Genomic DNA, 22355 nt, shown 5'->3' with positions numbered 1-22355 from the left:
GTAAATAAAGAATAAACTATTCAGACTAATCTCGACAAATATTTAAAAATAAGTTTATTCTTCAGAAAATGTCACTATACATACTATCGGTATGTCTATACTAAAAACAAACATACCTACGGTATGTATAATAGATTTTTAATAACACACTTAAAGTATGTTATTTTTTAATTATAAATTATGTAAGATAATTTATTCAATTGATAATACATAAATAGAAATGAGTATTAACAAGAATGTCATGCGACGACTTATTTACTATTTTTTTAAGTGATCGAATAAGTTGAAAATCACCTCCATCATTTCATCAGAAATTAACTGTACCCCTAGACCTTCAAAAGTAAGTTTAATGAAATTCATTTTGCGCTTTAATTCTACTAATGAAAAAACGGAAATTTGAAAACCAATCCAAATATTTAGTGTTAAAACAATTAAATCTGCTAGCTCTTCTGGATATTCTGTTTTAATAGACCCATCTTCAACTCCTTCGTAAACTTTTTCTCTAATTTCGGGTAAAAAATCAGAAAATAGACCTAGATACTGCTCTCCTAACAAACGTGGACTTCTTAGCATGATTGAGGCAGAGTAAACGAGCCTTTGGTGTTCAAAATTAGAGAAAGAGTCCATCAAAGAATTTTGTATCTTTTCTAATCCAGTATTTCCTCTCCAATTATAATTTAAAATTTCTTGATTATTTTCGCTAATGATCGTTTGCAGTATATCATATTTGGACTCAAAATGATGATAGATAACACCTTTTGTTAATCCACCTAAGCCATCTATGATATCTTGTATTGAAGTATTATCAAATCCTTTTTCTAAAAATAGATTTTTAGAGACCTCTAGTATTTTTTTTCTAGTTTCATGTGAGTTTCTATTCCTTGCCATTATAGTCCCTTTCTATCATACCATCGGTATGTAACTTCTATTGTAGTGCACGAAACTAATAATGTCAAATATCTTATCGGAAGCTGTTTTATTAATCATTTCATTTTCAAATGCAAATATTATTTAAATTCTCCAAATCTTAATTTAAAGATTTTAAAATGATTAAAGAAGTAATGAAATAATCCACATAACTATTTCAATAAGTTCTATTTTACCTAAACTGAAAATTCAGCTACTAAAGACTAGTTCACACTATGATACTTCCCCACTATATGACAAAAAGCCCTGTCACCAAGGCTTTTCCTTCTACATATTTTCTAGGCTCGTACAAGCAGTGAGACTGCCTCCACATGCGATACTAGAAAATATCTATATTATAGACCAAAACTTTTGTTCTTTTCTCAATTAGATAATATTTTTAGTTCAGTACAATTTTGGTAAGGTACGTTTTATTAATTTATCGGACGAATCGATACATCTCCAAGTCCAAAAGAGAAATTGTCAAAGATATCCTGATAGTCGAATGGAATTAGTTGCCCTGTCTGGCTCATAAGAGCAAAGTCAACGCCTAATTCACGAATGAGATAGGGACACAGTGTAAATCCATTTTTCTCAATGATAAGAGCCAAGTCCAAAGAAGGGAATTCGCTCCTCCTTTGGGAAGGACTGCTTATACAAGTCGCTGATGATTCCCCAGTGTTTAAAAGGATTAAATTTAATTTGTTTTAAGGTCAAAAATTTCTCCTTAATTCCACCATCTAGCAAAATAGAAGTCTTTTTAAATATAACTCACGTCACGCCTTCGCAACGTTCTTTAGTTTAACGATTGAATCTCTTCTTTGACATATCCTTCTACATCTTCAATCTCTACAAACAGCGGGTCTAAGTGACACAAGAAGTGCCAATCTTCAGCGCCACGTTTTCTGTAGAGAATCGCTTCGCCGTCTTCGCTTCCGAAAAAGCTTCTGTCGGTTTCATATCCACAGCGTTCTAAGAAGTCTTTTGCCTTGCGATAGTTCGCTTCTCTTGCTTCGACATAGGCTTTCACTTCATCGTTGTTAACGACATATGCGTCGATTTTTGAATATCCTTCGATCACTTTATCGTTTTTAACGGATAGATTCGAAATTTCTTTCCAAATAATGTCCACATTTTCTTCATAATTAAACGAAAATCTAGATAAAGGGACAATATTTCCATTGAAAACAATTTCCATATAATCCGGCAAGTATTTTGGGTTCACATACTCCACTTCAAACCCATCTTCTGTTTCTAAAGTATACCCAGGGAGTTGAGCTACAAAGACTCTTCCCTCTTCTAAAGAGTCAAACGTGACTAAATCCTTTTGATAATCACCTTGATACAATTCCAAGATAACCATCGATAACCCTCCATTTTAACTTTGCAACGCTACGCAAATTTATTTTTCAGATCTTACAAGCAGTGATACTGCCTCGACATGAAACGACTGATCGCTGAGTCTATCAAGTGAAGCTGTCTGTATGTGGAAACATGTCTATAAAGCTTTTAACAATATCATAAGGTAATCGTTAAAAGGTATTACCTCGCACAAACAGTGATTTACTTAAACGAAATCCACTCTTCCTTTGAGAGACAGGTTATATGTTCTGTACGAAGAACACCTTCCAATGCACACGGAACGTTCTCTTTTGTATGATGATAACGGAACCCACATTTTTCCTGAACCCTCCGTGACTTTGTATTGCCGTCAAAATAACCGCACCACAATTTCTCCAGACTCAAGTCATCAAATCCATGTCTCATTATCTCACGAACTGCTTCTGGTATAAGCCCCTGACCCCAATAGGGAACTCCAATCCAGTAGCCAATCTCCGCCTCAGTATCCGGAATCCCTTTATCACTTGCAGAGCCAATCATCAATCCTATGCTACCCACTGGCTGCATCGTTTCTTTTAAAACAATGGCATATATCTCAGGTGCTGAAAAATAATTTTTTATAATCTCCCTACTGTTTTCAACACTGGTATGTACTGGCCAACCTGCAATCGGACCAACTTCTGGATTACTGGCATATTGAAATAAATCATGGGCGTCTCTTTCCTCCCATGGGCGAAGAATCAATCTTTCCGTTTCTAAAATCATTTTGTTCTCCTTAAATTCCAATTTAATTATTTTATTCTAGGTTTAGATGTTGGCAGTTCCTCATACATACCATCCAGTAGTTCCGTAATTAAATCCGAATCCCCAAATCTGTCGAATACATGCATTAATGTCTTTGAACCTTCATAGGGATAACTCAACTCGGAATCCGAAAGATACGAATGATATCCATCCCAGAAAACTTCCTGTGGGTCTTTTACAATGTTTCTACCTGCTTTTCCTTACTAATTCTATTACTCGCCAATATAGTAAAAATCAAATAAGCAATAAAAATGATAATAAAAATAAGATTAATTTTTAACACAAAATAGAGATTTAACAAATTTGCGAACGCATGAAATAATATACAGTAACCCACTGATTGGATTTGACGGTAAAGAAGTCCTAAAACAAAACTTAAAAATAATGTATATATAAAAAATAAAATGAAAGGAAATCCTTGATGACTTTCTCCAACTATAAACCATAAAGGCAGATGCCAAATTCCCCAGATTGAACCTACAATCAAATTAGATTGCCAATATGTATATTTTTTATCAAGTAATGGTTGTAATATTCCTCTCCATCCTAATTCTTCATGTCCACCACCAAAAAAAATTAATTGAATAAAGAATAGTGGCATTAGATAAATGGATACTCCATTTAATTCTAAGGAAGATACAGAAAATAGTATCAAAATTGCTAACAAATGAATAATGAAATAAATACTACTATTTTTTCTTTTATTAAATACAAAATGTTTAAATTTTATATTATTCCTTTTCAAATAAAAGCCACTAGCAATAGCTGGTCCAAGTGCACCTACTATATGTAATGTTCTTCCTATAATTGTTTCTAATCCAAAGATATGAGATTGCGTAAAGATGGCAAGAATCCCCCAAGCTATATAAGTAATTCCAAATGTACAATAAAGATAATTTTTTAAATTCTTTTTGTCAATTTCTGTCATTTTATCTTCCTAATCCTGATTATTCTATGAATAATATTTTTTTACTGCTTCTTAGTTGCTGTCGATTATAACTACCTATATTCTATCACAAAAACACAAAAAAAGCCTTACAATCAAGGCTTTTCATTATTAATTCATACCAAGCTTTCTAGGCTTTTACGAGCAGAGCAACACACTCGGCGGTTCGCTGTTGCCGTATCGTTTCGTCGTAAACTCCTTACTCTACGACAGCTATCGCATGGGCGGAACATCTCCTTCTACTACGCTGATGCCTCAGCTCGTACAAGCAGTGATACCGCCTCAACATGTGCTGAGAGCTTTCTTCTATACTAATAGACGAAAGGGTGTGAAAATGATTTTTAAATGATACTGTGGAACGGAACAGTAGCCCTAGTATTGACTACTGTCGTTTCTATTCATATTGGCTATTCTAGGACTGAGATGAAAAAATCTATAAATGCTCAGAATAAAATTGAACCCGCAAATCTCCCCAAAACAATGGTGAGTCATGTACTTGTATTATTCCGAAAAAATACACCTCTGGTGCAGTGAGACAAATTGGTGTATCTTATAGTGGCTTCGTAGATGAAAGCTATACTCTACTATCACTCTTTGATGATGTAGAACAAATTGAAAAAGATAATAGACTTCAGACAGCTATTGATGTTGTCAGAGAACAGTTTGGTTTTTTAGCCATACAAAAAGGAACCGTCCTAACTGAAGGTTCCAGAAATATTGAACGCAGTAAACTTATCGGTGGTCATTCCGCGGGTGGATTGGAGGGATTAAAATGAAACAAGAAAAAAATACAGTACAATTTTCAGAAATCCGTAGCAAAGGATGTAATGATATTGAAATGCTTGAAAGATTTTTACATGGAATCGTTGAAACAGCAACTTCAAAACTTCGTCAGAGAAAACTCAAAACAACTGAAATATCGATACGACTAGTACATGCTAAATCTGAAAACCGATTACCATTGGAATTTACATTTAGCATTAAGCCAACAAGCTCATCTGTGATAATCTATACTGAGGTAATCAATCGCTTTAAAGAATGTTACACAGGTGGGGGAATTCAAGGTTTTACGATTCAATTTGATAAAAATACCCTTGCCTCTGCATAGAAAGGATTTGATATGATTGACCGTTCATATTTACCATTTCAATCAGCAAGAGAGTACCAGGATACAAAGATGCAAAAATGGATGGGCTTTTTCCTATCTGAACATGCATCAGCACTCTCTGATGATACAAACAAAGTAACGTACATGTCTGACTTATCACTAGAGAAGAAATTATTACTCCTCAGTCAAGTATACGCCGGGCAGCTACGCACACGCATTCAAGTGATTGAAAAAAACAAGCGTGTTTCCTACACTGGAACAATACCAAGTCTGACCAAAGATTTCATTTTGATAAAAACTACAACAGGTCACATCAATTTGAAATTAAAAGACATTATTAGTATTGAACTTGTCGAGGAGGTGCTCTATGAATCAGCTTGAGTTTCAGCGTAATCACCTACAAATGGACTATTATAGCGAGAGCTACCAAGATTTTGAACGTGACTTCTACCGCTACTCTAACATGAATATTCCATTGACCTTCCTAACTGATGATATCCTAAAAACAATGGCGACTTCACGTAAGAATTACTTTGTCCTCAATAAGGAAAAGTCCAGAGATAACCGCGATCACTTCTTCATATTTGAAGTAAGTACCGTAGATGAGAATCCGCTAATCTATCATTATACATATAAGAAAACTACAATATATTTAGCAGAAAAATAGGAGCAGTTCAATTGACTGTTCCTATTTTTAATATTCATAAAATCTAAAGTCTTTATACTCTTTAACAATGGAGTCGCCAACCAGAACAGACTATACTGACCAGCGACTACCTTAAATTTAATGTTTCAGATTTATTTTCTTATCTCTAATTTCATAAACTACATCTGCTACATTTTCGAGTAATCGTTTATCGTGGGTGATAAACACGATAGTTCCGGTGTACTCCTTCATTAGTATTTCCAAAGCCTCTAAACTTGGTATGTCAAGGAAGTTACTGGGTTCATCCATTATTAGGATGTTATATCTACCCATGAGCATTTTAGCAAGCAACAATTTTATAATTTCTCCACCGCTTAAAACAGATAAACTTTTTCCAATATCGTTCTGTTTGAACCCCATAGATGCTAGCACTGAACGAATTTCTGATATATTGTAGTCACAATCCTTCTGCATAAACTCCATAACATTCTGATTACTGTTGTACTTGTAACCATTCTGTGCAAAGTAACCTATTTTTGCCTTAGGCGAAATAGAAATTCCTTCTTCATGGTTTAAGATCATTTGGATTAAAGTTGTTTTTCCGATTCCATTACCACCAGTTAACGCCACTTTTGCTCCTAACGGAATTTGAAAAGATGCATTTTCAAACAGAGCCTTATCCCCAAATACTTTATTAATTTCTGCACCGACTATAGGGTATGGATTATGGAGCTCCAATGCTTTACTTTGCCTGAAACGAATTCTGCGAATGCCTTCCGGAGCTTCTACTTTTCCTAAGGCCGCAATCCTGTGCTCTAGGGTTTTAGCAGCATTATACATCTTTTTTTCCTTACTTCCTATTGATTTTTGATGAGCTAAACGCCCTCCGTCTTCAGTACTTTTTTTCTTTGAAGAACCTTTTGCCTTCTGTTCTATTTTACGAGCCTGTTTTCGCTTTTCCTCCGCAGCCCTTTCCAATCGGGCACGTTCCGCAATAAATTGTTCGTATTCTGCAGCTTGGCTCTTACGTTCTTCCTCTTTCTGACGAAGATAATCAGAATAGTTTCCCCAATACTCAGTGATTTTGCCATCTTTCAGTTCCCATATTTTATCTACTATTTCATCAAGAAAATAGCGGTCATGGCTAATAACTAACAGTGCACCTGTAAAATATTTTAGCTGTCCTATTAGAAAATCAATTCCTTCACGGTCTAAATGGCTCGTAGGTTCATCCGCTAAAATACCATGAACCTGTGCCGATAAGGCCTGTGCTATTTTAAGCCTTGTTTCTTCACCACCGCTCATAGTCTGTATATTTAATTGCTCAACACCTAGCTTGCCTACAAGTGCAAAATCTTTTTCCTCCTGCAGAGTTACTTCGTCCAACTGGGGAATATAGGCAAGTTCACCCAGACGATTCATTTTACATCCTGGGGGAGTTAATTCTCCTAAAAGTACCCTGAGTAAAGTGCTTTTTCCAGCACCATTTGCTCCTACTAAACCAATACGGTCATAATCATATACTTCTAATTCATTTATATCTAAAACATCGCGTCCTTTGAATTCCACACGAATGTCTTTTGCTTTTAATATTAATTCCATAACATTTCCTCCTGTCTATAATCGCATGCTTTCATTTGCTTGTATGCAGGGAAAACCCTGCGATTTTAGCAGGAAGAGTTACATGAAAATAAGATACATAAATATTCCTCCAATATTGTTTATTTTAAATCTAATTTTCTAACCTCAGTTATCATTTGGCAAACTATAGCAATGCCAATAATTAAAATACCTGATAGTAAAAACCAATGATTTACACCGATTTTATCAGCAAAGAATCCAGAAAGAATTAACCCAATTGGCATAGCAAGTGACATGATACTTCCGATCAAAGAAAATACACGTCCTAAATATTCAGGCTTAATTTTCTCCTGAAAAAGAGCTGTTTGCACACCGCTATAAAATGGCACCGAAAGCCCCATTATTGCACAGCAAACTACGAATATTACAAATCCATTTGGAGGAAGTATTCCCGAAACGGCTAAACTGGTCCCCATTATAAAAAATGAACTTGTTATTAGTAATACATGCTTTTCGAAGCCCCCTAATCTTCCTAATAATAAGCCTCCTGCTAGCATCCCAAATGCAAAGGAAATTTCCGTAATAGAAATATGCACAGGCGTTCCATTAAAGTGTTCCATGCTTATTAAAGGAAATAGTGCATTGATTGGCATATAAACAAAAGTATATAGTGTTCCTAAGAGTAATAAGGCAAACAATCCTTTGTTTTGTCTCAGAACCACAACTCCTTCTTTCATCTCCCTTATGAAATTTGGTTCTAAACTTTGCACTTGATTACCCAGCTTAGGTATACGTACAATTGCTACCGTAATAGATGCAATCACAGCACCCAATACGTCGATGGCAATAATAGCATTTAAATCCCAAACGGAGTATAAGAGTGCTGCAACTGCCGGACTAACAATATAGCTTATAGACTGCAAAGACTGACTATAGCCTGCGCATTTCGTTAGCTGTTCTTCTGGTACTAAAAGTGGTGTAACCGCATTGAGTGCTGGGGTATGAAAAGCTGTTCCAATGCTACGGATAAACAATACTATCATAATCATCCAGACAGGTAGCTCCATACAGAATGCAACAATAGCAAGCACTGCACCAGCTGCTGCGATAATTAAATCGGCACCAATCATTATCTTCTTCCTATCATGACGATCCACTAGCACACCAATGGCAGGTCCCAAAATCGCATAGGGTAAAAAACCTACTAATGAAGCCATAGACAAGACCATCGCAGATCCTGTTTTTTCTGTAAGGTAAAAAATAATCGCCATTTGCAGGATGGCACTAGTGATTAATGATACTGCTTGCCCTGCCCATATTGCATAAAATTTTCGTTTCCAATTGTTGTATTTTTCCATTTATATTATCTCCTGCATATTATTTTGCTTGAATTTCTATTTTGAATAGCATTCTAGGCAATAAAAAATGCAGGCCAAACCCCACAATGTGGCTTTTGGTCTGCATACATACAATTTGGAAACATTCATATTAAAGACATAGTTAAATAAAGGTATAGTTAAATAACCAATATCCTCACCGTAACTAATGAATGCTCAATATCGTATAAATAAGCACAACAAAAAAGCCTATCATCGGGTATAGATTCTGCTTTTTTTATTGCCAGCTTATCTTAAACGCATTGAGGCTGTCATAGTTTCGGTTCCTCCTACATCTTTGTTTATATCAATTTATAGTATAACACAACAAGATGATATGTTCAATATAAAAGTTATGGAATGAGACTCATACTTCCAATTCGATGCCAGATTTAAAGGATATGACGAAGTTTTCTTCATAGACTGTAACGCTCTGGATTATCTTCCTTAGTAGCAAGCGATTAGCTTTCACAAAATCTTCTGTTTGTAGTTTTAAAAATTCATCAGGATTTTCTAACTCAACCTCAAAATATTTCATTTTACATTCCCTCATTTCATTTATTGATAAATTGAGTTTGCAAAAAAGAGTGGACAATTTTTGTCTACTCTTAACCTTTAAAATAGTTTTTTTTAATCGATTTGAAGTTGCCTAAATTATTACTTATTCGGTAAAATGAAGTATTGCTTTCAACAGATTTCCTTCAACTACACTTCACTTGATTCAAACAAGGTGGGTACATTTCTATTCCCACAAACTCCTTGTCAATGGAAACAAACACGTACCCACAGGGTAAATGGAAATAGAAACTGATAATTTCTAGCTATCACTTCTACTCATTCCAAAAATTTTCTCACTCTGATACTTACCCACCATAAAGCAAAAAGCCTTGCAATCAAGGCTTTCATTATCCCTTTCGTTCAAAGGTTTCTAAGCTTTTACGAGCAGAGCGACACACTCAGCGGTTCGCTATCTCCGTTCTGTCAGCGTGCTAGCACTTGTCAATCACGGACAGCTATCGCATGGGCGGAAGTAAATGCTAATCTTCGTCGTTTTACTCCTTGACTAGCAAACTTACCGCCTCAACATGTGGAGTTAGTCAACATCTATATTATATAACGAAAGTGATAGAGTTGTTGTTTAAAATTAAACTTTAGAATGAAAATATTTAAAAAAAGTAGATCACTTTTAGAAGTGTCCTACTTGTATTATTTTTATTTAAAAAGGGATAAATCCTTAACAAAAGGGGTGTACTCCCGCGCCTTCGGGAAGGAAAAAAAGAAATGGCGCAAAATCAAGGTTTTATTTTTGAAATTTACCAGAAAATACCCTTAATGAAAGTAACGTAGTTCTTGTTGATGGTCATAGTGTGTTCTATTGATGCACGTTCAACGGTTACTAGATTTAGGTTAAAATCGTTAAAGCCCATATCATAGTTTAAAAAAGCGATTATACAAAAACTTGTATATCGCTCTGTTTGTTCACTTACTTTGACAAAGTGGAGGTATCTATCCTCAAGGTCCTCAATGCATTCCATACTGCCAGTAGCGTTACACCAACATCTGCAAAGATTGCCTCCCACATATTAGAAATTCCCAATCCACTTAGAACCAAGAAAATTAGTTTAACTACAATAGCCAAGGTCATGTTTTGCCGAGCTATTCTGACTGTCTTTTTAGCCAGTCGAATGACTTGAGGAAGTTTTCCAAGGTCATCATCCATCAGTACAACATCTGCTGATTCAATGGCTGCGTCCGAACCTAGCCCTCCCATAGCAATACCAACATCTGCCCTAGCAAGAACCGGTGCATCATTCACCCCATCTCCAACAAAGGCAACAGCCTGCTGAGACTGAGTCAGAATTTCCTCAAATGTACTCACCTTATCCTGAGGCAAGCAATCTCCAAATGCATCATTAAAGGCAAATTGCTGTGCAAATTCATCAACCACTGCCTGACGATCGCCTGAAAGGAGAACCGTCTTTTTAATTCCGACTGCCTGTAAATCCTTCAAGGCCTCGATGCTCGTCTCCTTCACTTGGTCTGTGATAAGGAAATAGCCTAGAAAATGACTGTCCTCTGCCAAATAGAGAACTGTTCCTGTGCTGTCAATAGCTGGATAAGCAATCCCTTGAACTTCCATTAATCTAGCATTCCCAAGATAGAGCTGTCTGCCATCTACCCTACCGGACATGCCCTGCCCTGGTAGCTCGGTAATCTGACTCACCCTATTCTCGTCCACTTCCTGTCCATAGGCTGTTCGAATAGAGTTTGCGATTGGATGATTGGAATAGCTTTCCAGATGGGCAGCGAGGTACAGAATATCATCCTCGACACCTTCTGCGTTGACAACGGTATCCACCGCAAAGATACCTTTTGTAATTGTCCCCGTCTTATCAAATACGACCGTATCCAACTTGGCAAGAGCCTCTAAATAATTCCCACCTTTCACTAAGACACCTAATTTAGATGCTCCCCCTAGCCCGCCAAAGAAACTCATTGGTACCGAAACCGCAAGAGCACAAGGGCAAGAAATGACTAAAAAGGTAAGTGCCCGATAAAGCCAAGTCGACCACTCCCCTAAACCAAGCAAGGGAGGCAGGCTTGCAAGCAGAAAAGCGATTCCGACAACCACTGGTGTATACACACGCGAAAAACGTGTGATCATCCGTTCCGTCTCCGCTTTTTTATTGCTTGCATTTTCAACTAATTCCAAAATTTTGTTGACCGTTGATTGCGAAAAAGTCTTACTCACTTCAATTACCAATGGACTAGTCAAATTGATCACACCACTTGTAATGTCCTCACCAACGCCAATTTCCCTAGGCAGTGATTCTCCTGTCAAGGCTGACGTATCCAGAATAGAACGACCTTCTCTGACCAGACCATCTAGGGGCACCTTCTCCCCAGGCTTAACTAAAATATGGTCCGCAACCCTTACTGTTTCAGGGTCTACTTGAACGGTTTCTCCCCCCTCTAGTCTCCAAGCCTTATCCGACCGAATATCCATCAATCGTGCAATGGACTGACGAGATTGAGAGGTGGCCTTATCTTGGAAATACTCCCCAATCTGATAAAAAAGCATGACGGCTACTGCCTCTGGAAATTCTCCCAAGAGAAAGGCTCCTAAGGTCGCGATACTCATCAAAAAGTTTTCATCAAAAAGATTACCACGTTGAATATTTTGAACCATCTTGATAAGAACCTTATGGCCGATAATGATATATAGGGTCAGATAATAGACCAGACGAATCCAGAAATACTCCTCTGGCAGGAAAAAGCCGAAGGCAAATAGAATCATAACAGCAAGTAGCAGCTCTTTCGCCCAATCTCGTTTTTCTGGAAGTGCCTCTTCCTTTTTCTCACTGATAACTTCGATTCCAGGTTCAATAGCATCCACCAAGTCAATAATTTCCTTATCTATCCCATCTTCGCTTTTTGTTTCCAAAATCAGCTTTTGAGCTATCAGATTGACAGTGGCAGATTCTACCTGCTCCAATTGATTGACAGCACGTTCAATCTTAGCAGCACAATTGCCACAGTCAATTCCTCGAAGTTCATACTCTTTCTTCATGTTTTTCCTCTTTCAAATGTTTCAGTGTCAAAGACAAGACTGCTGCGACATGATCGTCCGCAAGTTCATAATAGGTCATCCTTCCTTTTTTCTCCCCCTTGACCAATTGGCAGTCCCGCAGATAGCATAGTTGGTGAGAAATAGCAGACTTGGTCATCTGTAACGCAATCGCTAAGTCTCCGACACAAATTGGATTTTGCCGTACTGCTTGTAAAATCCGCAAACGAGTTGGGTCAGAAATCGCCTTAAAAAAATTGGACATATTTAGCAATGTAACGGTATCAAACTCCGTCTCATGGACCCCTTGAATTAAATCTGGATTACAAGCTGTTAAACACTGTGACATATTTTCTATTCCTCCTATACTAAAGTTGTATCAAGTAACATCATGATTAGAAATCCGGCCATAACCCCACTTGTCGCAATATCGGTATTCTTGTGCTCTTGAGCACCTGGCACAAGTTCTTCCACTGCAACATAAATCATGGCTCCCGCCGCAAATAAGAGAGCATAAGGTAGTAGCTGGGTCATAGACATAACAGCATAGGCCCCTAAAACAGCTGCAATCGACTCAACAATCGCTGACATGGCGCCATAGTAGAAAGCTGATTTCCTACTTCGCCCTTCTACCCGTAGTGGCAAGGACAAGGCAGAGCCTTCTCGAATATTTTGGATGCCAATTCCCAAGGCCAATCCAAGGGCACTCATTCACGTAAAGGAAAGTCTAGTTGCGAGATTTGCCACACTAGCAAATGCCACACCAACTGCTAAGCCCTCTGGTATATTATGAAACACTACCGCCAGATAAAGCAGCATGGTCTTTGATAAGGGTCTTTTGGGATTCAAAATCCCTTCCTTATCACTCATCTGATGATTCAAATGTAGGTCGGGAACCAAATAATTAATAAAGCGGATAAATAAGCCCCCGACAATAGAACCAACAGCCGTCGTCAACCAGTAAAATCTGTTCGTAGCTATTGACTGGCTATAGTCCAAAGAAGGGACAAGCAAAGGCCAGACTGCCGCTGCCGTCATAATGCCCGCTGCCAAGCCCATCATCATATCCATGAATTTTTGATGAATGGTTTTGACAAAAAAGACCAAACTAGCACCGATAAGGGTACAAAACCAGTTGAATAAGCCAGCTAATAAAGCTTGCATTACTGGTGATAGAGAAGAAAAATTACATCTCATACCTCAATAATCGATGATTCAGTTGAACAACCACTTAACTATTATCATTATAGTTGAACACTCGCTCAATTGTCAAGGAAGAAAGTAAAAAAGCTATGAGAAATCCCCATAACTTTGTAAATTATTGAAGCAATCTCGTGTTCTTAGAGAATATCACAATGCCATAAAAAGCCCAAAGGACTATTTGGAATTATCATATCATATAACGCTTCGACACAATTTAACGATTACTATATTGAGAAACAAACTTTACTCCTCAAGAAAGTTAGATGTTCCCAATGCTATCCGTAAGAGTACTTAAAACCTTGAAACATACTGATTTCAAGGTTTTTATAACGTGTTATTGTATCACCTAATTTCTACTGATTTCCATAGATCAAACCTTTCGTGATTTTTTCATATAGGTGGGTACGTTTCTATTCCCTCAAACTCCTTGTCAATGGAAATAAAAACGTACCCACAGTGTAAATGGAAATAGAATTTGAGAATTCCTAACTATCACTTCCACTCACTCCAAAAATTACTTACTCTAATACTTCCCCACCATAAAGCAAAAAGCCTTGCAATCAAGGCTTTTCATTATCCCTTTCGTTCAAAGGTTCTAGGCTTTTACGAGCAAAGCTACACACTCCACGTGGTGCGTTTGCGGAAATAAATCAACCGGTTGTACTTTCTTCAATTCATATCCCAATTCTTGGTAGAGTTTGATATCACGCGCCATTGTTGCTGGGTTACATGAGACATAGGTAATCTTCTCAGGTTGCATGGCGACGCTGGCTTTGATGAAGCTTTCTGTCAAGCCCTTGCGTGGTGGATCCACAATGATAACATCTGGTCTGATGCCATCCTTGCTCCACTTGGCCATGGCATTTTCAGCTGAGTCAGCCACATAGTTGGCGTTAGTAATGCCGTTGCGTTCTGCATTTTTCTTAGCATCTTCGACGGCTGTTTCAATGACTTCAACGCCATAGACTTCCTTGACCTGTTTGGCGAATGACAAACCGATTGTCCCGATACCTGAATAGGCATCAATAACAATACTGTCGCTGTTTAGGTCTGAGAAGTCAATGGCTGTTTGATAGAGTTTTTCAGCCATCTCGGTGTTAACCTGATAGAATGACTGGGCAGAAATCTCATAGTCATTGCCCAACATACTATCTGTAATGGTATCTTGACCAAAAAGGGTACGGAACTCCTTACCAAAGATGGCGTTAGTGTTCTTATCGTTGATGTTTTGGATGATAGAAACGACATTTGGGAAGGCTTCTGTAATTTTAGCAATGATTTGATCAATACGGAAAATTTTTGGTCTAGTCGTTACAAAGACCAACATCAACTGACCTGAATAATGGCCACGACGAACCACCAAGTGACGAATCAAACCTGTCTGCTCCTTCTCGTCGTATGGTTTGAGGTCATAGCGACGGAGAAGGTCACGGACAAAGACAATGAGTTTATCAATTTCCTTGTCTTGGATAAGGAAATCTTCAATTGGAATCAAGTCGTGCGAATTCTTGCGGTAGAAACCTGTTTCAAGCTGACCTTTAACACGGCGAACAGGTACCTGAGCCTTGTTACGGTAGGCGTAAGGCGTCTCCATCCCCAATGTTTCAGTGACCTCTACGTCTGAGATGCCTGCTGTCTTATAGAGGTTGTCCACAACTTGTTTACGCTTGAACTTGAGCTGCTCCTCGTAGGTCATATGTCCAAAATCAGCAATCCCTGAACGGAGATAGGTTGCATCAATGTCCTGATTGCGGTTTGGTGAAAGGGTCACATACTCCTCAACCTTTCCAAAGCCGATATTTTTCTTGAGCTTAAGCACGCGCATCTTGATGACTTCACCTGGGAGGGCATTATCCACGAAAAAGACAAAGCCATCCACCTTGGCAACGCCTGCTCCTTCATGTGTCAAATCGACAATTTCAACTTCTACAATATCGTTTTTATTTAACATAATTCAACTTTCTTTACTCTTTATAGGGCTTAAACATATCTTCTAAAGCCTTTTACTACCCTCCATTATAGCACATATAAATTAAATTTATGGCTGGCCATAAATAATATAGATTTTTCAGAAAAGTCATACAGTGCTATCATAGGTCCATGACAAAAAATTAAACGACTCAGCAACTTGGCTAGATGTCGTTTCTATCTAAAGGAGAATAATCATGCCAGATATTACCATTCATACAATCGAAACTGCACCAGAAGAAGTCAAAGACGTCCTTCAAACAGTCAAAGATGCCAATGGGGGATTCATTCCAAATTTGATTGGTCTCCTTGCTAATGCGCCAACTGCGCTTGAAACTTACCGTACTGTCGGTGAAATCAACCGTCGCAATTCATTGACACCAACTGAACGTGAGGTTGTTCAAATTACAGCTGCTGTTACTAACGGATGTGCCTTCTGTGTGGCAGGTCACACAGCCTTTTCAATCAAGCAAATCCAAATGACACCTCAACTTTTGGAAGCCCTTCGTAACCGTACACCAATCGAAGATGATCCAAAACTTGATACCCTTGCGAAATTCACTATTGCCGTGATTAATACCAAAGGTGCTGTTGGTGACGAAGCCTACAATGACTTCTTGGAAGCTGGTTATACTGCTCAAAATGCCCTTGACGTTATCTTGGGTGTCAGCCTTGCTAGCTTGTGTAACTACGCTAACAATCTCGCACAAACACCGATTAACCCTGAACTTCAAGAATTCGCTTAATTCAAAACCAAAGGATAAACTAGAGGAGGACCTAAGCCTATGTCACATTTTTCAAAAGAATTCCTTACTTGGTTGGATACCAACGCTGACCATATTGACCAAGAGTCTGGACCAATTGCGGACCAACTTCTTGAAAAAATTGCTGAAAACGACGTCTTTAAAATCGGCGTGCCTGCTGAGTTTGATGGCCTAGGTGGTGGTCCTACTCAAGTCGTTGATGTGCTTGATGAATTGGCACAACACTCTTTGACAGCTTCCTTTATTTCTTGGGGACACCGTACTTTCATCGAGTATATCCTTGCGAGTGACAATGCTTACCCTCGTGAAACATGGTTGAAAGAATTGTATACCGGTGAGCGTGCTGGTGGCACTGGCTTGTCAAATGCGGTCAAATTCTTGTCAGATATTGAAGAATTGAATGTTACCATCAGTCAAGAAGGTGATGACTACTATCTCGATGGCCGTTTGCCTTGGGTAACTAACCTTCGTTCTGATAAATTCGCTGCTCTCTTTGCTGCTGACTTTAAAGACGGTAGCCAACCTTGGATTATCACCATTCCATCTGAAGCTGGGGGCCTCAGCCGTTCTGAAGATTTGGAATTTGTTTCCCTTCAAGGTGCTAACACTGCCTCTCTTACTTTTGATCACGTTAAGTTAGATCCTAATTGGGTCCTTTCAAAAGAAGGTACAGACTATATTGCCAAAACACGTCCGAACTTCCTTGGCTTCCAGTTTGGTCTTGCCTTTGGTTTGGCACAACGTTCTCTTGATGAGGTTGAAGCTAGTCTAAACAGTAACCGTAGCGTTCTTCGTGAGGAATTTGAAGCAACACGTGGAAATCTTCTTGCTATTCAAGACCAACTCTTTGCGGGTCTTAATGATGCTAATTATTTCATTGAAAAACCACGTGAACTTTTCCAATTGCGTATCGATATTGTCGACGTCGTAGCCAACAGCCTGCTCCTCGAACTTCAGGCTAGTGGTGGTCGTGGCTATTTGAAAGAATCAGAGTCAAGCTTTATCCGTCGTTGGAATGAAGGCGTCTTCCTTCCAATTGTATCTCCGAGTGCGGTACAGCTTCGTCACATTCTTGCAGCTAGCTAGAAAGGCCGGTGGACCAATGAAGGTATTTTTTAAGAAAATTCCCTTGGCCCTATCTAGTCTAGTTCTTGCCCTCTTTAGTTTATCCAATCAAATAAACCACTATGCCCTGATTGCTCAGGGCATTTGGTTTCTGGCAAGTATAGGTTTTATACTTATACTAGGACGCTTGATTCTTGGCTTTGAACAAGTAAGGGAAGATTTGCACAATCCAGTCATTGCTTCGGCCTTTGCTAGCTACTTTATGGCTGCCTTTCTCTTTGCCAGCCGCCTTCCACTAGCTCAAATAGGTTTAAGTGTGACTTGGGTTGGGATCCTTGGACTTTATATTGCCTATATTATTTTTTTCAGTCTGCGTTTTATGCGCCCACTATCTTTGAACCAAGTCTTTCCAAGCTGGTTCGTGATCTACGTTGGACCTGCTATCAGTCTTGTGACAGTACCAGCTAGTGTTCCAACTAGCATCAAGGGACTTATTCTGGGAGTAACGGCATTAGCGACTCTAGCCCTCTTTCCACTTGTTTTGTGGAGAATGAGACAGATAGTCATCCCTCACCTCTATCGACCTATACTTGCTATTTTAGCAGCACCTCTGGCCCTTCTCATTACCAGCTCAATCAAGAGTAATCAAAGACCTGCAACTATTATTTTACTTGTCCTACTCTTATTCTCGCAAGCATTCTTTTTCTATGCTCTTGATCTCTTCGTAAAACTGGTTAGAAAAGGCTTTATGCCACTTTTTGCAGCTTTTAGCTTTCCCTTAGTCAATAGTGTCAATGCTTTTAAGGCAGCCACTACCAGTCTTGGACTAGTCAATCCAGCTACCCAATTGGTTTATAAGGTAGAGTTCGCCTTCGTTCTTGTCATCATGACCTATTTGCTCTATCATTTTCTAAAACTCTTATACAAGGCGCTTATACAAGCTCTTAATACCAAAAAACAAGCAGGTTCAGTGTGAACCTGCTTTGTTTTCTTATCTAAATCCTAGTTCTTTTAATTTTGACTGATAGTTATCAAAATCAATTTCAATCCCTTGACCGCCATACAAATCATAACTGTCAATCCAATCACCATCCGAAGGAATGGTTTGCGAATTGATCCCTTTTTTGAAACTACCAGCATTTGAAAGTCCCAAATCCAACATATCCGTCATACTCATATTGGTTGAGGTCAGTGAGTAAACCTTCCCCAAAGCCTCAGGTCCATTGAAGAGATTAAGTGGATTCTTAAGCTGCTTCATAACAGCCTGCATCACTTGTTGCTGGCGCTTGGTACGGCCATAATCTCCCTCGTCATCCTTACGGAAACGAGCATAATTCAGAAGGGTGCGACCATCCATATCCTGCTTACCAACTTTAATGGTTTGATTTGGCACATGACCATTCTTGTCCATCTTCAAATCATCTGGGACTTGTACTGATGACACTTTTTTACCATCAATGGTCGCAAACTTTGCATTGATTTCCACACCATTCGGGAAGAGGGTATCGACCCCTGTCGCAAAGGTTTCAAAGTCAACCATGGCATAATACTTAATATCAATGTCAAAGTTTCGTTTGAGGGTCTCACGCATGAGTTCTGCCCCTTGATGATTATTTTGCTCACCAATATTGAAAGCCGTATTAAGTTTCAAGTCCTGAGAATAGTCGGTTTCTGAAGCCCCCTTGATATTGACCAAGGTATCTCGCATAAAGCTAACCATCTTAATCTTACCTTCTTTATTGCCCACATTGACAACCATGATGGAGTCCGTTCTGGCATCGGTAGAGTCTTGGCTAACTCGCTGGTCAGAACCCAGAATAAGGATATTAACCCCATCCTTGGTATCCTTACCATTAAAGGTCTCAACTACAGCAGGCTGATAGGATTTACCATTATTACCTGCAGCAGAAAGGTCTGTTCCCTTGTAAAATTGATAGGCCATGGCTATCACTAAGAACACAACTCCAAGACTCAAGCAACTAAGCACCAGCTTAACAACTTTCTTGAGCCTTCTCTTTTTCTTTGGTCGCTTCTTCTTGGCTACTTGCGACTTGGACCTTGGAGCCGACGTTGTTGAAAGAGTTGCTTGCCTTTGAACCTTTTTACGTTTAGGTTTACTTTGAGCGACTTCCTCCCGATAGACGGGCAAACCTTCCTCAGTTAGCTGATTGACAGACTCATAATCACGTTCTTGATAGTAGTCAGAACGATTGTCATAAGGCTGGCGCCATGCTGCTTGATAGTCCTCTATTTGCGCTTGATACCGCCGCTCAGCTTCATAGGCATCCAACTTTCCTTGAAGATAATTGAATTCTGAAGCCTGCTGTCCATTCAGGTGAGCAAGATTTTTTAAAAGATAGCTGTAACGTAACCGTTCATGATGCGTAAACGGCCCATTGTTAGATTTGGTCATAAGATTTCCCTTTAAATTTCATAGACTTGGTAAGCACCCAAGATTTTATATCCAATTCCAACTGCAGTTAGCTCTTCAAGAGCGAACTGAGCCAACTTTTCCTTTGTATAATCACAATCAATAATGAAGAAATACTCGCCAAGTACCGTCTTCAACGGACGGCTTTCAATCTTGGTCAAGTCAATGCCTCGCCAGGCAAAGGTCGATAGGGCCTTGTACAGTGCCCCTGGCATATTGTCAGGCAGGGTCAAGGCCAGCGTTAATTTACAATCAATCTGATTGAGCGGAATCTCGGGAACTGTGTTCCCCAGCACCCAAAAACGGGTATAATTCTTTTCAATCTCCTGGATATCCTTAGCCAATATTTGAAGACCGTATTCCTTAGCAGCTGCATGCGGAGCGATTGCCGCATAAGGCTGATCTGGATTATCAGCGACAAAACGAGCCGCAAAGGCTGTACTTGCTGTTGTCTCAATCTTGGCATGTGGAAAATGCTGTTTAATGTACTTTTTCCCTTGGGCAATGGCCTGTGGGTGTGAGAAGATTTTCTCAATTTTCTCATGATGTTTAGTCGCCATCAACTGCTGCTTGATGGGCTGAACAATCTCTGCCACAGCACGAATATCGGCCTGATGGAAGAGATAGTCTAAACTCTCATGAACAGAGCCCTCAATGGAATTTTCCACTGGAATGACCGCATAATCCACACGTCCCTCTTCATAAGACTTGATAACCTCAGTAATGGTGCCTAATGAAACCAATTCTGCCTCAGGAAAAGCCTTTAAGGCTGCATTATGAGTAAACGACCCACTTGGGCCCAAATAACCTACATACATTTGATAAACCTTGCTACTTCTTCTGGCGTTCGGTTATCAACTGTGACAACCAAATCTGCTAAATCTTGATAGAGTGCCATTCGACCGTCATAAATAGCCTTAAAATCCTCTTTTGAATGATTGAGAAAGAGTGGGCGTTGATTCTCGGTATCCTTTTGAATGCGATCATAGACCACATCGAAAGAAGCGTGGAGCCAAACGTTATGCTTACGATTCTTGACCAAGAGCTGACGATTACGCTCCGTTACAACGACACCACCTCCAGTAGAGATGACGACATCATCTCCCTCTTGGAGAAGTTCTTCCAAAGTCTCAGACTCAATCTGACGAAAGGCTGCTTCACCTTCTTTTGCAAAAAAATCAGCAATGGACATGCCGATTTTCTCCTCGATGACCTGATCCATATCAACGAAACGACCATCCAGGTATGGGGCGACGGAACTCTTACCAACTCCCATAAAGCCCAATAAAACTTTAGCCATTGAGCAATCCTTCCAAGTCACTAAAGAAGCTTGGGTAACTTGTATTGATAGCTTCTGCACGTTGCAAGTCAACCTCACCATCTTGAACCAAGAGAGCAGCAATAGCTGTCATCATACCAATTCGGTGGTCACCAAAGGTATTGACCTCTGCTCCATGAAGAGCGGTCTTACCAGTGATAATCATACCATCCTCTGTTGGAACAATATCAGCCCCCATAGCATTCAAGGCATCTGCCACCACCTGAATACGGTCGGTCTCTTTGACCTTGAGTTCTTCAGCATCACGAATCACTGTCTTACCTTGGGCTTGCGTCGCCAAGAGTGTGATAATCGGAAGTTCATCAATCAAACGTGGAATGATATCGCCACCAATTTCAGTTCCTTTAAGTTCTGAAGTTTCAACCGTAATAGTCGCAGATTTGGCAACTTGGTCAATATCTGAAAGGGTAATCTTACCACCCATATCTTTGATCACATCAATGATACCCGTACGTGTCTCGTTGATTCCGACATTTTCCAAGACAATCTTAGAGTTAGGCACCACGAGTCCCGCTACCAACCAAAAGGCAGCTGAAGAAATGTCACCTGGAACCACTACTTCTTGAGCAGTAAAGCTTTGGCCACCAGAAATACGAATTTCCTTGCCATCTACTTGAAGCTGACCACCAAACTGCTGAATCATATCTTCCGTATGATTACGTGTTTTTTCCTTTTCAATGATGACAGATTCACCATCAGCTTGAAGAGCTGCAAAAATAAGGGCAGATTTTACCTGAGCAGAGGCCACAGGCAATTGGTAATGAATAGGTTTAAGGGACTTGCTACCGTGCATTTTCAATGGTGGCAAATCACGGTCTGTTTGACCTGAAACCTCTACACCCATCTGACGCAATGGAATGGTCACACGGTCCATCGGACGTTTTGAAAGGGAATCATCTCCAAACATTTCCACATCAAAATCTTGACCTGCAAGCACACCTGAAATCAAACGAATCGATGTTCCAGAGTTCCCCATGTCCAACTTGTTTTGAGGAGCCTTGAGACCATCAAAACCAACACCGTGAATGCGTACCACATCACCATCATCCTCGATAGTCACACCCAAATCACGGAAGACCTGCATAGTTGAGAGGACATCCTCACCTCGTAAAATATCACGAACAGTTGTCACACCTTTGGCAAGACTTCCGAACATGATAGAACGGTGACTGATTGACTTGTCACCAGGGATGCGCAAGCTGCCATGAAGACCTTGAGCCTTGGTTTCTAGTTTCATAGGTTACTCCTAAAAATTTTATAGTTATTCCCATTATACCATATTTGAAAGCCTAACCATAGACTGAATTGT

The 22355-nt window shown here is 39.3% G+C and carries 22 protein-coding genes and 2 pseudogenes; 7 read left to right on the top strand and 17 right to left on the bottom strand.

Translation table 11 applies throughout. The features are described 5' to 3' along the window. Nucleotides 1-258 precede the first annotated feature (258 nt). The 6 genes and pseudogenes from HMPREF2697_RS08385 to HMPREF2697_RS08365 form a co-directional block, all read right to left on the bottom strand. The gene (locus HMPREF2697_RS08385) at nt 259-888 is read right to left on the bottom strand and encodes a TetR/AcrR family transcriptional regulator (protein WP_002890498.1); all 630 of its coding nucleotides are present in this window, start codon (nt 886-888) and stop codon (nt 259-261) included. 452 nt (nt 889-1340) lie between these two features. After that, on the bottom strand, nt 1341-1523 hold the full coding sequence (locus HMPREF2697_RS08380; protein WP_002890497.1) for a hypothetical protein: 183 nt from the start codon (nt 1521-1523) through the stop codon (nt 1341-1343). Between the two features lie 179 nt (nt 1524-1702). Then, complete coding sequence (locus tag HMPREF2697_RS08375) at nt 1703-2269, bottom strand: hypothetical protein (protein ID WP_002890492.1); 567 nt, start codon at nt 2267-2269, stop codon at nt 1703-1705. A gap of 200 nt (nt 2270-2469) precedes the next feature. Continuing rightward, the gene (locus HMPREF2697_RS08370; RefSeq protein ID WP_004182884.1) at nt 2470-3012 is read right to left on the bottom strand and encodes a GNAT family N-acetyltransferase; all 543 of its coding nucleotides are present in this window, start codon (nt 3010-3012) and stop codon (nt 2470-2472) included. 26 nt (nt 3013-3038) lie between these two features. Continuing rightward, a pseudogene (locus HMPREF2697_RS10790) lies at nt 3039-3185 on the bottom strand (competence protein TfoX); the annotation flags it as partial. 41 nt (nt 3186-3226) lie between these two features. Next, nucleotides 3227-3979: a CPBP family intramembrane glutamic endopeptidase gene (locus HMPREF2697_RS08365; protein WP_070850353.1), complete on the bottom strand. Its 753-nt coding sequence runs from the start codon at nt 3977-3979 to the stop codon at nt 3227-3229. 548 nt (nt 3980-4527) lie between these two features. Between HMPREF2697_RS08365 and HMPREF2697_RS08355 the strand changes: the two genes are divergently transcribed. The 4 genes from HMPREF2697_RS08355 to HMPREF2697_RS08340 are packed head-to-tail and all read left to right on the top strand — an operon-like array spanning nt 4528 to nt 5772. Continuing rightward, nucleotides 4528-4773 carry a hypothetical protein gene (locus tag HMPREF2697_RS08355; RefSeq protein WP_001813542.1) on the top strand — a complete coding sequence of 82 codons (246 nt, stop codon included), beginning with the start codon at nt 4528-4530 and terminating at the stop codon, nt 4771-4773. Continuing rightward, on the top strand, nt 4770-5105 hold the full coding sequence (locus HMPREF2697_RS08350) for a DinB/UmuC family translesion DNA polymerase (RefSeq protein WP_000806926.1): 336 nt from the start codon (nt 4770-4772) through the stop codon (nt 5103-5105). Before HMPREF2697_RS08355 ends, HMPREF2697_RS08350 begins: the two co-directional genes overlap by 4 nt. Nucleotides 5106-5117: 12 nt before the next feature. Further along, complete coding sequence (locus HMPREF2697_RS08345; protein ID WP_000567222.1) at nt 5118-5486, top strand: hypothetical protein; 369 nt, start codon at nt 5118-5120, stop codon at nt 5484-5486. Beyond that, nucleotides 5473-5772: a DUF5960 family protein gene (locus tag HMPREF2697_RS08340; protein ID WP_001072467.1), complete on the top strand. Its 300-nt coding sequence runs from the start codon at nt 5473-5475 to the stop codon at nt 5770-5772. Before HMPREF2697_RS08345 ends, HMPREF2697_RS08340 begins: the two co-directional genes overlap by 14 nt. A gap of 117 nt (nt 5773-5889) precedes the next feature. Here the strand turns inward: HMPREF2697_RS08340 and msr(D) are convergent, their stop codons facing one another. From msr(D) to rlmD, 7 genes and pseudogenes are all read right to left on the bottom strand, one after another. Continuing rightward, a complete protein-coding gene (gene msr(D), locus HMPREF2697_RS08335; RefSeq protein WP_000420313.1) occupies nt 5890-7353 on the bottom strand; it encodes an ABC-F type ribosomal protection protein Msr(D) in 1464 nt (487 codons plus the stop codon). 119 nt (nt 7354-7472) lie between these two features. Further along, nucleotides 7473-8690 (bottom strand): macrolide efflux MFS transporter Mef(A), encoded by a 1218-nt coding sequence (gene mef(A), locus HMPREF2697_RS08330; RefSeq protein ID WP_000417519.1) that lies wholly within the window; start codon nt 8688-8690, stop codon nt 7473-7475. Between the two features lie 385 nt (nt 8691-9075). Further along, nucleotides 9076-9246: a hypothetical protein gene (locus HMPREF2697_RS08325; protein ID WP_000873143.1), complete on the bottom strand. Its 171-nt coding sequence runs from the start codon at nt 9244-9246 to the stop codon at nt 9076-9078. Nucleotides 9247-10191: 945 nt separating this feature from the next. Continuing rightward, entirely contained in the window at nt 10192-12279 is a 2088-nt protein-coding gene (locus tag HMPREF2697_RS08320) for a heavy metal translocating P-type ATPase (protein WP_006145503.1), read from the bottom strand. After that, entirely contained in the window at nt 12263-12625 is a 363-nt protein-coding gene (locus HMPREF2697_RS08315; RefSeq protein WP_070850351.1) for an ArsR/SmtB family transcription factor, read from the bottom strand. The genes HMPREF2697_RS08320 and HMPREF2697_RS08315 overlap by 17 nt, the downstream gene beginning before the upstream one ends. A gap of 14 nt (nt 12626-12639) precedes the next feature. Beyond that, a pseudogene (locus tag HMPREF2697_RS10720) lies at nt 12640-13473 on the bottom strand (ZIP family metal transporter). A gap of 601 nt (nt 13474-14074) precedes the next feature. Next, nucleotides 14075-15430, bottom strand: coding sequence for a 23S rRNA (uracil(1939)-C(5))-methyltransferase RlmD (gene rlmD, locus HMPREF2697_RS08305; protein ID WP_021144466.1), 1356 nt, complete (start codon nt 15428-15430; stop codon nt 14075-14077). A gap of 214 nt (nt 15431-15644) precedes the next feature. Between rlmD and HMPREF2697_RS08300 the strand changes: the two genes are divergently transcribed. From HMPREF2697_RS08300 to HMPREF2697_RS08290, 3 genes are read left to right on the top strand one after another with little or no spacing between them, the layout of a single operon-like run. Beyond that, on the top strand, nt 15645-16193 hold the full coding sequence (locus tag HMPREF2697_RS08300; protein WP_002888987.1) for a carboxymuconolactone decarboxylase family protein: 549 nt from the start codon (nt 15645-15647) through the stop codon (nt 16191-16193). A 39-nt stretch (nt 16194-16232) separates the two neighbouring features. Next, nucleotides 16233-17297: an acyl-CoA dehydrogenase family protein gene (locus tag HMPREF2697_RS08295; RefSeq protein ID WP_070850349.1), complete on the top strand. Its 1065-nt coding sequence runs from the start codon at nt 16233-16235 to the stop codon at nt 17295-17297. A 16-nt stretch (nt 17298-17313) separates the two neighbouring features. Next, a complete protein-coding gene (locus tag HMPREF2697_RS08290) occupies nt 17314-18252 on the top strand; it encodes an SLAC1 family transporter (protein ID WP_070850347.1) in 939 nt (312 codons plus the stop codon). 15 nt (nt 18253-18267) lie between these two features. On the opposite strand, the gene HMPREF2697_RS08285 is transcribed toward HMPREF2697_RS08290, so the two are convergent. From HMPREF2697_RS08285 to aroA, 4 genes are read right to left on the bottom strand one after another with little or no spacing between them, the layout of a single operon-like run. Beyond that, nucleotides 18268-19689 carry an LCP family protein gene (locus tag HMPREF2697_RS08285; protein ID WP_070850345.1) on the bottom strand — a complete coding sequence of 474 codons (1422 nt, stop codon included), beginning with the start codon at nt 19687-19689 and terminating at the stop codon, nt 18268-18270. Nucleotides 19690-19700: 11 nt separating this feature from the next. Next, nucleotides 19701-20525 (bottom strand): prephenate dehydratase, encoded by an 825-nt coding sequence (gene pheA, locus HMPREF2697_RS08280; protein ID WP_002890467.1) that lies wholly within the window; start codon nt 20523-20525, stop codon nt 19701-19703. Further along, nucleotides 20516-21007, bottom strand: a complete 492-nt coding sequence (locus HMPREF2697_RS08275; protein WP_070850343.1) for a shikimate kinase — start codon at nt 21005-21007, stop codon at nt 20516-20518. Before HMPREF2697_RS08275 ends, pheA begins: the two co-directional genes overlap by 10 nt. Further along, nucleotides 21000-22283, bottom strand: a complete 1284-nt coding sequence (gene aroA, locus HMPREF2697_RS08270; RefSeq protein WP_003093644.1) for a 3-phosphoshikimate 1-carboxyvinyltransferase — start codon at nt 22281-22283, stop codon at nt 21000-21002. The genes HMPREF2697_RS08275 and aroA overlap by 8 nt, the downstream gene beginning before the upstream one ends. Nucleotides 22284-22355 lie beyond the last annotated feature (72 nt).

It is taken from the genome of Streptococcus sp. HMSC064D12 (assembly GCF_001837205.1).
GTDB classification, from domain to species: Bacteria; Bacillota; Bacilli; order Lactobacillales; family Streptococcaceae; genus Streptococcus; species Streptococcus salivarius_D.
This window is presented reverse-complemented; position numbering and strand designations above follow the sequence as displayed.

What these genes read in the sequence shown, in the direction of transcription:
- HMPREF2697_RS08385 (WP_002890498.1), bottom strand. Translation starts at nt 888, where the DNA reads ATGGCAAGGAATAGAAACTCACATGAAACTAGAAAAAAAATACTAGAG.
- HMPREF2697_RS08375 (WP_002890492.1), bottom strand. Translation starts at nt 2,269, where the DNA reads ATGGTTATCTTGGAATTGTATCAAGGTGATTATCAAAAGGATTTAGTC.
- HMPREF2697_RS08370 (WP_004182884.1), bottom strand. Translation starts at nt 3,012, where the DNA reads ATGATTTTAGAAACGGAAAGATTGATTCTTCGCCCATGGGAGGAAAGA.
- HMPREF2697_RS08365 (WP_070850353.1), bottom strand. Translation starts at nt 3,979, where the DNA reads ATGACAGAAATTGACAAAAAGAATTTAAAAAATTATCTTTATTGTACA.
- HMPREF2697_RS08350 (WP_000806926.1), top strand. Translation starts at nt 4,770, where the DNA reads ATGAAACAAGAAAAAAATACAGTACAATTTTCAGAAATCCGTAGCAAA.
- HMPREF2697_RS08345 (WP_000567222.1), top strand. Translation starts at nt 5,118, where the DNA reads ATGATTGACCGTTCATATTTACCATTTCAATCAGCAAGAGAGTACCAG.
- HMPREF2697_RS08340 (WP_001072467.1), top strand. Translation starts at nt 5,473, where the DNA reads ATGAATCAGCTTGAGTTTCAGCGTAATCACCTACAAATGGACTATTAT.
- HMPREF2697_RS08325 (WP_000873143.1), bottom strand. Translation starts at nt 9,246, where the DNA reads ATGAAATATTTTGAGGTTGAGTTAGAAAATCCTGATGAATTTTTAAAA.
- HMPREF2697_RS08320 (WP_006145503.1), bottom strand. Translation starts at nt 12,279, where the DNA reads ATGAAGAAAGAGTATGAACTTCGAGGAATTGACTGTGGCAATTGTGCT.
- HMPREF2697_RS08315 (WP_070850351.1), bottom strand. Translation starts at nt 12,625, where the DNA reads ATGTCACAGTGTTTAACAGCTTGTAATCCAGATTTAATTCAAGGGGTC.
- rlmD (WP_021144466.1), bottom strand. Translation starts at nt 15,430, where the DNA reads ATGTTAAATAAAAACGATATTGTAGAAGTTGAAATTGTCGATTTGACA.
- HMPREF2697_RS08300 (WP_002888987.1), top strand. Translation starts at nt 15,645, where the DNA reads ATGCCAGATATTACCATTCATACAATCGAAACTGCACCAGAAGAAGTC.
- HMPREF2697_RS08295 (WP_070850349.1), top strand. Translation starts at nt 16,233, where the DNA reads ATGTCACATTTTTCAAAAGAATTCCTTACTTGGTTGGATACCAACGCT.
- HMPREF2697_RS08290 (WP_070850347.1), top strand. Translation starts at nt 17,314, where the DNA reads ATGAAGGTATTTTTTAAGAAAATTCCCTTGGCCCTATCTAGTCTAGTT.
- HMPREF2697_RS08285 (WP_070850345.1), bottom strand. Translation starts at nt 19,689, where the DNA reads ATGACCAAATCTAACAATGGGCCGTTTACGCATCATGAACGGTTACGT.
- pheA (WP_002890467.1), bottom strand. Translation starts at nt 20,525, where the DNA reads ATGTATGTAGGTTATTTGGGCCCAAGTGGGTCGTTTACTCATAATGCA.
- HMPREF2697_RS08275 (WP_070850343.1), bottom strand. Translation starts at nt 21,007, where the DNA reads ATGGCTAAAGTTTTATTGGGCTTTATGGGAGTTGGTAAGAGTTCCGTC.
- aroA (WP_003093644.1), bottom strand. Translation starts at nt 22,283, where the DNA reads ATGAAACTAGAAACCAAGGCTCAAGGTCTTCATGGCAGCTTGCGCATC.